The sequence below is a fragment of the Streptomyces sp. D2-8 genome (genome assembly GCF_023184515.1).
GTDB lineage: Bacteria > Actinomycetota > Actinomycetes > Streptomycetales > Streptomycetaceae > Streptomyces.
The window spans coordinates 367,864-380,135 of record NZ_JAAHBP010000009.1 but is presented as its reverse complement, the minus strand read 5'-3'; the positions used below and the strand labels follow the sequence as shown (position 1 = coordinate 380,135).

At 73.2% G+C, this 12,272-nt stretch carries 13 protein-coding genes and 3 pseudogenes; 9 read left to right on the top strand and 7 right to left on the bottom strand.

The features are described from left to right. Position 1 precedes the first annotated feature (1 nt). On the bottom strand, positions 2 to 1,612 hold the full coding sequence (locus G3I77_RS19700) for an AMP-binding protein (RefSeq protein ID WP_248505526.1): 1,611 nt from the start codon (positions 1,610 to 1,612) through the stop codon (positions 2 to 4). A 127-nt stretch (positions 1,613 to 1,739) separates the two neighbouring features. Here G3I77_RS19700 and G3I77_RS19695 point away from each other — a divergent pair, with 127 nt between their 5' ends. Both G3I77_RS19695 and G3I77_RS19690 read left to right on the top strand, forming a co-directional pair. Further along, positions 1,740 to 3,011 carry an acyl-CoA dehydrogenase family protein gene (locus G3I77_RS19695; RefSeq protein ID WP_248505525.1) on the top strand — a complete coding sequence of 424 codons (1,272 nt, stop codon included), beginning with the start codon at positions 1,740 to 1,742 and terminating at the stop codon, positions 3,009 to 3,011. Next, entirely contained in the window at positions 3,008 to 3,406 is a 399-nt protein-coding gene (locus G3I77_RS19690; protein ID WP_248505523.1) for a RidA family protein, read from the top strand. Before G3I77_RS19695 ends, G3I77_RS19690 begins: the two co-directional genes overlap by 4 nt. A gap of 38 nt (positions 3,407 to 3,444) precedes the next feature. Here the strand turns inward: G3I77_RS19690 and G3I77_RS19685 are convergent, their stop codons facing one another. After that, the gene (locus G3I77_RS19685) at positions 3,445 to 3,639 is read right to left on the bottom strand and encodes a DUF5999 family protein (RefSeq protein ID WP_248505521.1); all 195 of its coding nucleotides are present in this window, start codon (positions 3,637 to 3,639) and stop codon (positions 3,445 to 3,447) included. A gap of 245 nt (positions 3,640 to 3,884) precedes the next feature. Between G3I77_RS19685 and G3I77_RS19680 the strand changes: the two genes are divergently transcribed. The 6 genes from G3I77_RS19680 (at position 3,885) to G3I77_RS19655 (ending at position 9,528) form a co-directional block, all read left to right on the top strand. Next, complete coding sequence (locus tag G3I77_RS19680; protein WP_248505519.1) at positions 3,885 to 4,325, top strand: DUF6299 family protein; 441 nt, start codon at positions 3,885 to 3,887, stop codon at positions 4,323 to 4,325. Positions 4,326 to 4,437: 112 nt separating this feature from the next. Next, complete coding sequence (locus tag G3I77_RS19675; protein WP_248505517.1) at positions 4,438 to 6,027, top strand: ABC transporter substrate-binding protein; 1,590 nt, start codon at positions 4,438 to 4,440, stop codon at positions 6,025 to 6,027. A gap of 20 nt (positions 6,028 to 6,047) precedes the next feature. Beyond that, positions 6,048 to 7,016: an ABC transporter permease gene (locus tag G3I77_RS19670; protein ID WP_248505516.1), complete on the top strand. Its 969-nt coding sequence runs from the start codon at positions 6,048 to 6,050 to the stop codon at positions 7,014 to 7,016. Further along, on the top strand, positions 7,006 to 7,896 hold the full coding sequence (locus G3I77_RS19665) for an ABC transporter permease (RefSeq protein ID WP_248505515.1): 891 nt from the start codon (positions 7,006 to 7,008) through the stop codon (positions 7,894 to 7,896). The genes G3I77_RS19670 and G3I77_RS19665 overlap by 11 nt, the downstream gene beginning before the upstream one ends. Before the next feature lie 8 nt (positions 7,897 to 7,904). Beyond that, positions 7,905 to 8,882, top strand: coding sequence for an ABC transporter ATP-binding protein (locus G3I77_RS19660; RefSeq protein WP_248505611.1), 978 nt, complete (start codon positions 7,905 to 7,907; stop codon positions 8,880 to 8,882). Further along, entirely contained in the window at positions 8,875 to 9,528 is a 654-nt protein-coding gene (locus G3I77_RS19655) for an ABC transporter ATP-binding protein (protein WP_248505514.1), read from the top strand. The genes G3I77_RS19660 and G3I77_RS19655 overlap by 8 nt, the downstream gene beginning before the upstream one ends. 4 nt (positions 9,529 to 9,532) lie before the next feature. Here the strand turns inward: G3I77_RS19655 and G3I77_RS19650 are convergent, their stop codons facing one another. The 5 genes and pseudogenes from G3I77_RS19650 to G3I77_RS19630 all read right to left on the bottom strand — a co-directional run. Continuing rightward, complete coding sequence (locus G3I77_RS19650) at positions 9,533 to 9,844, bottom strand: helix-turn-helix transcriptional regulator (RefSeq protein ID WP_248505513.1); 312 nt, start codon at positions 9,842 to 9,844, stop codon at positions 9,533 to 9,535. A gap of 65 nt (positions 9,845 to 9,909) precedes the next feature. Beyond that, positions 9,910 to 10,209: a hypothetical protein gene (locus tag G3I77_RS19645; RefSeq protein WP_248505512.1), complete on the bottom strand. Its 300-nt coding sequence runs from the start codon at positions 10,207 to 10,209 to the stop codon at positions 9,910 to 9,912. A gap of 151 nt (positions 10,210 to 10,360) precedes the next feature. Beyond that, the gene (locus tag G3I77_RS19640) at positions 10,361 to 11,125 is read right to left on the bottom strand and encodes a trans-aconitate 2-methyltransferase (RefSeq protein ID WP_248505511.1); all 765 of its coding nucleotides are present in this window, start codon (positions 11,123 to 11,125) and stop codon (positions 10,361 to 10,363) included. A 90-nt stretch (positions 11,126 to 11,215) separates the two neighbouring features. Further along, positions 11,216 to 11,557: pseudogene (locus G3I77_RS19635) on the bottom strand (aminotransferase class V-fold PLP-dependent enzyme); the annotation flags it as partial. 28 nt (positions 11,558 to 11,585) lie between these two features. Then, positions 11,586 to 11,906 (bottom strand): annotated as a pseudogene (locus G3I77_RS19630) (rhodanese-like domain-containing protein); the annotation flags it as partial. Between the two features lies 1 nt (position 11,907). Between G3I77_RS19630 and G3I77_RS19625 the strand changes: the two are divergent. Next, positions 11,908 to 12,102 (top strand): annotated as a pseudogene (locus G3I77_RS19625) (hypothetical protein); the annotation flags it as partial. Positions 12,103 to 12,272 lie beyond the last annotated feature (170 nt).

The window sequence follows — 12,272 nt, the reverse complement described above, 5'->3', positions numbered from 1 at the left end:
ATCACTCCTGGTCGCCTTCCGGTACCCCCGGGGCACGCAGCCTGAACCGCTGGAGTTTTCCGGTGGCCGTACGCGGCAGCGCGTCCAGGAAGACGATCTCGCGCGGGCACTTGTACGGTGCCAGCTCCTTCTTCACGAAGGCGCGCAGTGCCTCGGCGTCCCGTTCGGCGCCCTCCTTGAGGACGGCGAAGGCCAGCACGACCTGCCCGCGGGCCTCGTCGGGCCGTCCCACGACCGCCGCCTCCGCGATGTCCGGGTGCCGCAGCAGCGCGTCCTCCACCTCGGGGCCTGCGATGTTGTACCCGGCCGAGATGATCATGTCGTCGGCGCGGGCGACGTAGCGGAAGTAGCCGTCGGGATCGCGGACGTAGGTGTCGCCGGTGACGTTCCAGCCGTCGCGCACGTAGTCGCGCTGCCGCGGGTCGGCGAGGTACCGGCAGCCGACCGGACCGCGCACGGCGAGCAGCCCCGGCTGCCCGTCGGGTACGGGCTCGCCGTCCGCGTCCTGCACGCGCGCGTGCCAGCCCGGCACGGGAACGCCGGTGGTCCCGGGCCGGATCCGGTCGTCGGCCGCGGAGATGAAGATGTGCAGCAGTTCGGTGGCGCCGATGCCGTTGATGACGCGCAGGCCCGTGCGCTCGTGCCAGGCCTGCCAGGTGGCCGCGGGCAGGTTCTCGCCGGCCGAGACGCAGCGGCGCAGGGAGGAGACGTCGTGCCCGTCGAGCTCGTCGAGCATCGCGCGGTACGCCGTCGGCGCGGTGAACAGCACGGAGACCCGGTGCCGGGCGATGGCGGGCAGCAGCTGCCGGGGCCCCGCCTGTTCGAGCAGCAGCGCACTCGCGCCGGCCCGCAGCGGGAAGACCACCAGCCCGCCGAGACCGAAGGTGAAGCCCAGCGGGGGACTGCCCGTGAACACGTCGTCCGCGCGGGGCTTCAGGACGTGCCGGGAGAAGGTGTCGGCGATCGCCAGGACGTCCCGGTGGAGGTGCATACAGCCCTTGGGGCGGCCGGTGGTGCCGGAGGTGAAGGCGATCAGTGCCACGTCGTCGGCCGCCGTGGCGACGGCCCCGTACGGCGTGTCCGGCGCCGGGCGGTTGAGGAGGTCGTCCGGGGTGTCACCGCCGTAGGTGGTGATCCGCAGGCCGGGGATCTCGGCCTTGGCGAGGTCGTCGACGGCCCGGATGTCGCACAGGGCGTGCCGCACCCGCGCGATCTCGCACATCGTGCTCAGCTCGTGCGGGCGCTGCTGGGCGAGCACCGTGACCGCCACGGCCCCCGCCTTCAGCACCGCCAGCCAGCAGGTGGCGAGCCAGGGGGTGGTGGGGCCGCGCAGCAGCACCCGGTTGCCGGGGACGACGCCGAGTTCGCCGGTGAGCAGATGGGCGACGCGGTCCACGCGGGCGCGCAGCTCGCCGTACGTCCACGGCTCGCCGGTGGCGGTGAGGAACGCCGGGCGGTCGTCGGGCGGGCCGTTCAGCAGTTCGGCGGCGCAGTTGAGCCGTTCGGGGTAGTGCAGCTCCGGCAGATCGAAGCGGAGCTCGGGCCATTGGTCCGGGGGTGGCAGATGGTCCCGGGTGAAGGTGTCGACGTGGGCCGTGCCCCGTGCGTTCATACGGTTCGCCCCCTTGGCGTGGTGGGCTCGCCCCTGGAGCGTATCGTGTTGGTGACGACAGTCAACGGTCCGCGATAGCCTCGGAGTGGCCCAGCCGGAACGCAGGGTGGCGGAGAAGGGACCGGCGATGACCGCATTCTCGCTCGAACCGGCACAACTCGCCTGGTGTGCCGAACTGCGCACCCTGACCGCGGAGCGACTCCGCCCGCTGGCCGACAAGGGGGAACCGGGGCATGTGAACCGGGCCCTGGTCGCCGAACTCGGCAGCCTCGGACTGCTCGGACGCCTGTTCGCCTCGGGTGCGCTCGACCTGTGCCTGATGCGCGAATCCCTCGCCTACGCCTGCACGGAGGCCGAGACGGCACTGGCCCTCCAGGGCCTCGGCGCCCACCCGGTCCACGCGTACGGCACACAGGCGCAACGCGCCCGCTGGCTCCCCCGGGTCACCGCCGGCACGGCGATCGCGGCCTTCGCGCTGAGCGAGCCGGGGGCGGGGTCGGACGCGGCGGCGCTGGAGCTGCGGGCGGAGGCGGAAGCCGCCGCACAGGACGGCCGGGCACCGGCCGCCACGGCGCGTGCCGCCGGCCCGGCACTCGCGGCGGACCCGGCGCCCACCGGCGCCACGGCATCCGCTGCCGGCCCGGCACCCGCCGCCGTGACCCTCACCGCCGCCCCCGACGGCCCCGCCCGCTGGCGCCTCACCGGCGAGAAGTGCTGGATCTCCAACGCCCCCGAGGCCGACTTCTACACCGTCTTCGCCCGGACCACCCCGGGAGCCGGGGCCCGTGGCGTCACGGCCTTCCTCGTGCCCGCCGACCGGCCGGGCCTGACCGGCCGCGGACTCGACATGCTCTCGCCGCACCCCATCGGCGCGCTCGACTTCGACGCCGTGCCCGTGACGGCCGACGACGTGCTCGGCGAGGTGGACCGCGGCTTCCGGGTCGCCATGGGGACACTCAACCTGTTCCGGCCCAGCGTCGGCGCGTTCGCGGTCGGCATGGCGCAGGCGGCACTCGACGCGACCCTCGCCCACACCGCCGGGCGGGACGCCTTCGGGGGCAAGCTGCGCGACCTCCAGGCCGTCTCGCACCAGGTCGCCGAGATGGCCCTGCGCACGGAGGCGGCCCGGCTGATGGTCCACGCGGCGGCGTCGGCGTACGACGCCGGCTCCCCGGACGTGCCCCGGCGCTCCGCCATGGCGAAACTGCTCGCCACCGAGACCGCGCAGTACGTCGTCGACACGGCCGTCCAGTTGCACGGCGCCCGGGCGCTGCAACGCGGCCATCTGCTCGAACACCTCTACCGTGAGGTGCGCGCCCCGCGGATCTACGAGGGGGCCAGCGAGGTGCAACGCGGCATCATCGCCAAGGAGTTGTACGCCCGTCAGGAGGCCCGGTGAGCACCGAGCGCGTCAACCCGCCCGAGCTGTCCCCGCCGGCCGGCTTCTCCCACGCCGTCGTGGCCTCCGGGTCGCGGGTGGTGTTCCTGGCGGGCCAGACCGCCCTGGACATCGACGGCAAGGTGGTCGGACATACCCTGCCCGAACAGTTCGAGAGGGCCCTCACCAACCTGCTGGGCGCCCTCGCCGCGGCCGGCGGCACGCCGTCCGACCTGGCCCGGGTCACCGTCTACGCCACGGATGTCGCGGCGTACCGCACGCACGCGCCCGAACTGGGCCGTCTGTGGCGTGAGCTGGCCGGACGCGACTACCCCGCCATGGCGGTCGTGGAGGTCGTCCGGCTGTGGGACGCGGAGGCGATGGTGGAACTGGACGGCTTCGCGGTCCTGCCGTAGAGCGGCGGCTTTCGCGTCGCCGTGGAGCGGCCCTCCGGTCAGGCCGCGACGGCCAGCCCCTCGGCCGTCACCCGGCGCGGCTGCACCACGCGCCCGTCCGGGAGCAGTTCGCCGGTGTCGTCGAAGAGGACCGTCCCGTCGCACAGCAGGCTCCAGCCCTGCTCGGGGCGGGCCGCCACGACGTGTGCGGCGGGGGAGTCGGTCGCGGGGCACAGGGGCTGGTGGGCACACATGGCGCACCTCCACGTCGGTAGGGCCATCCGAAGGGTTCGTCTGACTCGTACAGACAGACCATCCTCCCGCACCGGAGTCATCGGAACGGCCCGACCGGAAGCGTGACACGCCCAGGACATTCCCAGGACGGTTCCACGACGGCCGGCGCGGACTCGCCACCGATGGGGTGAGGGTCACGGGCGCCGGCCCGGAGGGCCGGTACGAGTGGAAGCCGCAAATCCACCCCTTCCGGGAGGTTTCCCCCATGCGTGTACGTCCCCTTCTCGGCGCGGCGGCCGGTGCCGCGCTGCTCCTCCTCACGGGTGCCGGCGCGGCACCCGCCACCGCGTCCGCCGCCGCCCCGACCGGCTCCGTGACGGTCGACACGGTGGGCCGGATCGCCGCCGACGGCACCGTCACCCTGTCCGGCACCTACCGCTGCGCGAGCTCCAGCGGCCCGGTCTTCGTCAGCTCCTCGGTGAGCCAGGGCGCCTCCACGGCCCGTCACGGCATCGGCGGCACCCGGGCCGTGTGCGACGGCGCGGTGCACCGCTGGGTGAACGCGGGCGGGACCGCGCCCGGCGCACTCGTGGCCGGGGCGGCCCACGTCGAGGCCACCCTGATGGAGCTGCGCACCTTCAGCGGCCTGCCGCTGCCCAGCTTCCACGCGGTCCAGGGGCAGGACATCACCCTGACCCAGGCCTGAACACGACGGTGAACGGTACGGCGGGCGACCCGGGTCCGGGACGCCCGCCGATCCTGTTTAATTGCGATGTCTTTGCAACAGCCTTATATGAGCAACAAGGGTGTGAGGTCACATGTCGACCCGTCGGATACGAGGGGCCGCCGTCACGGCGGCACTGGCCGCGGCGGTCACCGCCTGCTCGGCCCCCAGCAGCGGCGGTTCGGGCGACGGCAAGTCCGCTGGGTCCGTCGTGCTCGGGGTCGCCTCCGAGCCGGACACCCTCAGCCCGCTGCTCGGCTACGGCAAGGACGGGAACTCCAAGATCTTCGACGGACTCCTCGCCCGCGACGCCGACCTCAAGCTGAAGCCCGCTCTGGCGGCGGAACTCCCCGAGGTCACCGACGGCGGCCGCACCTACACCTACACCCTGCGCGACGGGGTCGAGTTCAGCGACGGCGAACCGCTGACGGCCGCCGATGTCGTCTACACGTACCGGACCGCCCTCGACCCGAAGACCAACAACACCTTCAAGAGCGAGCTGGACGCCGTCAAGGAGGTCGAGGCGAGCGGCGACGACAAGGTCGTCTTCACGCTCAAGTACCCCTACGCGCCCTTCGCCGCACGCACCGTTCTGCCCATCGTCCCCGAGCACATCGCGGGGGAGCAGGACCCCAACACCGGTTCCTTCCACACGAAGCCGGTCGGCACCGGGCCGTACGTCCTCGCCCGGTGGAGCAAGGGCGAGAAGCTCACCTTCAAGGCCAACCCCCGCTACTGGGGCGGCGAGCCGAAGGTGAAGACCTTCACCATGGCGGTCATCGGCGACGACAACGTGCGCGCCACCCGTCTGCGCTCCGGCGACCTCGACGGCGCGGTCCTCCCGCCCAACCTCGCCACCACGTTCAAGGACGACGACGCCAAGCGGACCTACGAGGCCCGGTCCTACGACTTCCGGGCCGTCACCCTCCCCACCGCGAACAAGGTCACCGGCGACCGCGCGATCCGCCGGGCCCTCGATGCCGCCGTGGACCGCGAGGCCATGGTCGACAAGATCCTCGACGGCGCGGGCCGCCCGGCGTACGGACCGCTGCCCGTCGACGATCCCGCGTTCACCGAGGACATCGAGCGCACCCAGGACCTCGGCAAGGCCGGCAAGATCCTGGACGAGGCCGGCTGGAAGCCCGGCGAGGGCGGCGTCCGCACCAAGGACGGACAGCGGGCGGCCTTCACCCTGCTCTACCCCTCCGGCGACAAGGTCCGCCAGGACCACGCCCTCGCCTACGCCTCCGACGCCAAGAAGGCCGGCATCGAGGTGAAGGTGGAGAGCGCCACCTGGGAGGTCATCGAGCCCCGCATGAAGGACGACGCCGTCCTCGCCGGCTTCGGCAGCACCGGCGACCCCGACTTCGGCCTCTACACCCTGCTGCACTCCTCCCTCGCCGGCGACGGCTTCAACAACATGGCCCGCTACGACAACCCGGCCGTGGACCGCGCCCTCGACAACGGCCGCCGCAGCCAGGACCCGGCCGAGCGCACGTCCGCCTACGACAAGCTCCAGCGCGCCCTGGCGCAGGACCCCGGCTACACCTTTCTCACCCACATCGACCACCTCTACGTGCTGGCCGACCGCTGGGACGGCCTGACCACCCAGCTGGAGCCGCACGAGCACGGCTTCGCCAGCGGCCCCTGGTGGAACATCGAGGACTGGCAGCCGAAGAAGTGACCCGCCTCCCCTGGGGAGCGATGGCACGACTGGCGGGACGACGGGCCCTGTTCGCCGTCCCCGTCCTGCTCGTCGTCACCTTCGGTGTGTTCGCCATCGCCGCAGCCTCCCCCTTCGACCCCGTCAAGGCGTACGCCGGCACCGCCGCGCTCGGCGCCGACCAGCGGACCCTGGACCAGCTGCGCGAGAACCTCGGCGTGGACCGGCCCTTCGCCGCCCGCTGGTGGCACTGGCTGACCTCCGCCCTCACCGGCGACCTCGGCCACTCCAGCGTCATGCGGCAGCCGGTCGCCCAGGTCATCGGCGAACGGCTCGTGTGGTCCGCGCTGCTCTGCGCGGTCGCCTTCGCCGCCGCCGTGCTGGTGGGCACGGTCCTCGGCGTGCTCGCCGCCCGTCGCCCCGGCTCGCTCGTCGACCGGACCGTCACCTCCCTCGCCTACACGCTGGAGGCGGCACCGGTCTTCTGGATCGCGCTGCTCGCGATCTGGCTGTTCGCCCTCCAGTGGGACGTCCTCCCGGCGGGCGGTCTGACCGACACCGGCAGCGAACAGGTCACGCCAGGACAGGTCACGAGCCATCTCCTCCTGCCCGCCGGTGTCCTCGCCGTGTCCCAGCTGCCGTGGTTCACCCTGTACGTACGCCAGGGCGTCGGCGACGCGCTGGCGGAGGACCCCGTACGCGGCGCCCGCGCCCGCGGCCTGAGCGAAGGCACCGTCCTGCTCGGCCACGCCCTGCGCTCCGGGCTCCTTCCGGTGCTCACGCTCATCGGCTCCCGCGTCCCCGAACTCATCACCGGGGCGCTGCTGGTGGAGAGCGTCTTCAGCTGGCCGGGCATCGCCGCGGCCACCGTCGAGGCGGCCACCGCCGTCGACTTCCCGCTGCTCGCCGCCCTGACGACCCTGGCCACCGCAGCGGTGCTCGCCGGGAACCTGCTCGCCGACCTGCTCTACGGACTGTTCGACCCGAGGGTGAAGCTCAGTGACATGTGACGCACCCGCCGCCCCGGAGCGGACCGAGTGGCGCTCGCACGGACCCCGGCGCCGCTCCACCCGCGCCCTGCGCGTGCGCACCTCCGCCGTGCTGGTGACCGCGACCGTCCTGGCCGTGCTGCTCGTGCCGCCGCTGGTCCAGCTCGACCAGCAGGCCGTCGACCTCGCCGCCAAGCTGCGACCGCCCTCCTGGGCCCACCCGTTCGGCACCGACGACGTCGGCCGCGACCTGCTGCTGCGCTGCGTCTACGGCCTGCGCGTCTCGCTGCTCGTCGGGGTGGCGGCGGCACTGACCGCGACCGTCGTCGGCACGGCGGTGGGCGCGGCCGCCGGGGCGCTGGGCGGGTGGGCCGACCGGGCCCTGATGCGGGTGGTCGACACGTTCTCGTCCGTGCCGCACCTGCTGCTCGGCATCTTCATCGTGGCCATGTTCCGGCCCGGGGTGTGGCCGGTGGTGATCTCGGTGGCGCTGACCCACTGGCTGTCCACGGCCCGGATCGTCCGTGCCGAGGTGCTGTCGCTGCGGTCGCGGCCGTACGTCGACGCCGCCGTCTCCGGTGGGGCCTCCCGGTGGCGGGTGACGGTACGGCACCTGCTGCCCGCCGTTCTCCCCCAGGCCGCGCTCGCCGCCGTGCTGATGGTGCCGCACGCCATGTGGCACGAGTCGGCGCTGTCCTTCCTCGGACTCGGGCTGCCCACGCACACGGCGAGCCTCGGCACCCTGATCCAGAGCGCGCGCGGCTCCCTCCTCGCCGGCCAGTGGTGGCCGACCCTCTTCCCGGGCCTCTTCCTCATCGTCCCCACGCTCGCCATCGCCGGACTCGCCGGGGCCTGGCGGGAGCGGATCAACCCCCGCCACCGATCGGAGCTGATGCTGTGAGCGCCGACATGGACGTCACCCCGCCTGTGCTGTCCGTCCGCGGACTCTCCGTGCGGTTCCTGATGCCCGCGGCTCGCCGCGTCGCCGCCGTCACCGACGCGCGGTTCGACGTGGCGCCCGGCGAGTGCCTGGCCCTGATCGGGGAGAGCGGCTGCGGCAAGTCCGTGCTGGCCTCCGCCCTGCTCGGACTGCTCCCCGGCAACGCCCAGACCGCCGGCTCGGCCCTCCTCGGCGACCTGGACCTGCTCACGGCCGACGAGCGGACCCTCGCCCGCACCGTGCGGGGGCGGCTCATCGGCCTGGTACCGCAGAGCCCGGCCGCCCACCTCACCCCGGTCCGCACCGTCCGGTCCCAACTGGAGGAGACGGTCGCCGCGTTGACCGCGACCCGGGGGCGCGCCTCCCTGCGGGCCGCCGCCGAGGCCGCCGCCGAACGGGCCGCGTTCCCCGCGGACCACCTCGACCGCCACCCCCACCAGCTGTCCGGCGGTCTCGCCCAGCGCGCCGCGACCGCCCTCGCCCTGGTCGGCGACACACCCCTGCTGCTCGCCGACGAACCCACCACCGGACTCGACCGCGACCTGGTGGACCGTACGGCCGACGAACTGCGGCGGCACGTGGACGACCCGGGCGAGGGTGGCCGCGGACGCGCCCTGCTGATGATCACCCACGATCTGGCGGCCGCCGAGCGCATCGCCGACCGGGTCGCGGTCATGTACGCCGGACGGATCGTCGAACTCGCCGACGCCACCGCCTTCTTCGGCTCACCCGGGCCCCGCCACCCGTACAGCCGCGGCCTGCTCCAAGCCCTGCCCGACCGTGCCTTCACTCCCGTCCCGGGCATGCCGCCGGAACTCGGCGACCTCCCGGACGGGTGCGCCTTCGCCGCCCGCTGCGACCGGGCCACCGGCGCCTGCGCCGCCCCGCCGCCCCCCGGCGCCGTCGCCTGCCACCACCCGCACGTGCCGGAGGACGTCCGTGCTTGAACTTCGCTCCATCACCGCCGGATACGCCAGGAACGCCCCGGTGGTCCGGGACGTCTCCCTGGCCGTCGCGCCGGGTGAGTCCGTCGGCCTGCTCGGCCCGAGCGGCTGCGGCAAGTCCACCCTCGCGCGGGTCGCGGCCCTGCTGCACCGTCCCGACTCCGGCACCCTGCTCCTCGACGGCGAGCCCGTACGGCGCTGGCGCCACCGCGCCCCACGGGAGAAGCGCACCGCCTTCGGGGTCGTCTTCCAGCAGGCCAGGCTCTCCGCGGACCCGCGGCTGCCGCTCACCGACCTGATCGCCGAGCCCCTGCGCGCCACCGGTCGCGGCGATGAAGTCCCCGGCCGGATCGCCGAGTTGGCCCCTGTCGTCGGTCTCACCCCCGACCTGCTGACCCGGCGGCCGCACGAGGTCAGCGACGGGCAGCTGCAACGCGCCTGCCTCGCCCGGGCGTTGGTGCTGCGCCCGCGTCTGCTGGTGTGCGACGAGATGACCGCGATGCTCGACGCCTCGACGGCCGCCGCCCTGGTCGTGGCTGTCGAGGACTACCGGGCCGCGACGGGCGCCGCCCTGCTGGCCGTCGGCCACGACCGGACCCTGCTCCGGCGCTGGTGCGACCGCACCGTCGAGTGGGACAGCCTGACCTGAGGCGCTACTCCTGTACGTGCCGGATGGCGTCCAGCACGATGTGCGCCACGTGGTCGTCGGTGAGGGTGTACCGCGTCTCGCGGGCCTGACGCCGGGCGGTGACGATCCGGGAGGTGCGCAGCACCCTCAGGTGCTGGGAGACCAGCGGCTGACTGACGCCCAGGGCCGTCACGAGTTCGTGGACGTACTTCCCGCCGCCGGACAGTTCCCGCACGATGCCCAGCCGTACGGGAGAGGCCAGGGCGCGCAGCAGCTCGCCGGCCGCCTGAAGGGTCGGATCCGGCTCGTCCACCGGGGGAGAGGGCGTCGTTGTCATATGCATACATTAGCATATGACAACGATTCCCAGTTTGCTCTTCGCTCGACCCGGGGCGACTGCCGTCAGTGGTCGTCCCAGTGTCCCTCGTGGGCGGCGTGGCGGTGTCCGTCGTGCACGTAGTCCGTGTGGTCGTCGTGCCGCACGGCCAGATGGCCACAGTCGTCGCCGTGCTCGTGGTCGTGGTTCTGGTGCACCGCGTGACCGTCGCTGGTGCACTCGTCGGTGTGGCCGTCGTGCGTCCGGTGGACGTGGCCGTCGTGGGCGTAGTCCGTGTGGTCGCCGTGGGTGAAGGCGAGGTGCCCGCAGTCGTCGCCGTGGGCGTGCGCGTGGTCCTCGTGGGTGATGTGCTGGGCGGTGGTCATGGTGGAGCTCCTTGCGTGTGCTGGTGCCGGCCGTGACGTGTCTCCCTGGGCCGGACATGGCGACATTAACATATAGCGATCCCTGCATGTATTGTCGGAGGACCAGCCTCCGCCCGCCATCCGAGGCGGGGCGCACGGGTGAACCTCCGGTCTAGCGCACTGCCACGACCACGCAGCTGTCGCCGTACTGCCACACCGGGCCGGCCTTGGCGAAGCCGGCCTGCCGGAGGAGTTCCAGATGGGCGGGGAGGGGGAGTTCCGCGGGGCGGCCGGTGCCGAGGGGGGCCTCGCGGCGGCGGCGCTCGGTGAGGAGGTCGGTCAGCTCCGGGTCGTCGCCGGCCGCGGCCCACCAGGAGTCCCAGTCCTCGTGGGTGAACACGCGCTGCCGGTCGGCCCGGCACCGTCCGACATGGGTGGCGATCTCGGCCGGGCCCGTCTCGCCCTGGGGGAGGTGGTCGCCGTTGACGAGGACGCCCCCGGGGCGCAGCAGCGCGGCCAGCTGCCGGTAGGTGCCGAGCAGGGTGTCGCGGTCGAGGTAGTGCAGGGCCGTCGTCGAGACCGCCGCGTCCAGGGGCCGGTCCAGTTCCAGCGCCCGCACCCAGCCGGGCGCGCCGATCTCCGCGTCGACATAGCGGGCCGCGTCCGGGTGGTGGGTGCGGCCCAGCTCAAGTAGGACGGGGTCCCGGTCCACGGCCACGATCTCGGCGTCCGGCAGCCGCCGGACCAGCCGGGCCGCGAGGGAGCCGGGCCCGCAGCCCAGGTCCACGACGAGGGGCGGAGCCGCGCGCCCCGCCGTGACGTGCTCGACGACATCGGCGATCACCGTGAACCGCTCCTCGCGGTCGACGGCGTACCGCCGCTGCTGGAGCTCCCAGCGCTCCACCCATCGCTCCGCCGTCGCCAGACTCAGCCCCATCCGGTCGCGCCACCTTGCCGTCTCGCACCTGTCCCCTGTCGGCCCGAGCCTACAGGTGGAAACGGTTCCCATTACGCATAGTTGGCGGTGTCACTGGAGTGATGCGAGAACAGACAGCAGCCGGTCGATCTCCTCAACCGTGTTGTACACGTGCAGACTCACCCGCACCGAACCGGTCTTCTCGCCCGCGTCGCCCTGGCAGTGATGGTCGGAGCGGACCATGCACCCGTGGCTGAACAGGAGGAACCCCGGGTCGCCCGAGTCGATGGCGCGGTGCCGCAGGGTCACGATGCCCCGGCGGCGCTGCACGGTCGTGTCGGCGGCCAGGCTGAGGGGGCAGCCGAGGACCTCGTAGGCGTCCAGCCGGCGCAGCCCGTCGGTGAGCCGGGCGGCCAGGTCGGCCGTCCAGCGCTCGATCCGGTCGACACCGGCCTCGTGGGTGATCGGTACGTCATGCCGGTCAGTCCCGTACCAGGGGCGCGCCCGCGTCCCGCCAGGCGATGACGCCGCCGGCCAGGCTGCGCACGTCCGGGTGGCCCATCCGGGTCAGCAGCGCCGCGTACCGCGCGGACTGCTCACCGACCGGGCAGGCCAGCAGCACCGGCTGACGCCGGCTGAACGGCAGCCCGCCCTGGAGGAGTTCGGCGAACAGCTCGTCGACGATGTTGACCGACCCGTCGATGTGCAGCGCCGCGTAGGCGAACGGGCTGCGCAGGTCGACCACGAGCGGCCGGTCGGTGTCGATCCAGCGCCGGGCGTCCGCCACGCCGATCGACGGCGCCGTCGAGGAGGGAGCCCACGTCTACGGCATCCACACCGCCTCCGTCTGGGGCTCCTCCGACATCGGCCTCTTCTCGGTCGGCCGCGACGGCACGACCGTGACGGTCGTCCGCTGGGGCCGGATGGGCAATTTCCAGCACGCCCAGGTGTCCGACTTCAAGGCCACGACCGTCACGGCGGTGAACAAGCCGTACTGACGGGCTCAGCCGTCGCCCCGCCCCGCGCTCCCGTCGTACACATGGCCTTACGGCTGTTCGATGCTCGCGCCTGTTGATGCGGCTGGGCGGCCCAGTAAAGTCCTTGAGGGGACCTACTGCCGTAGGCACCCCGTGCCGTCCTGGTCCGTGTCCAGGAAGTCCGCAGCGGC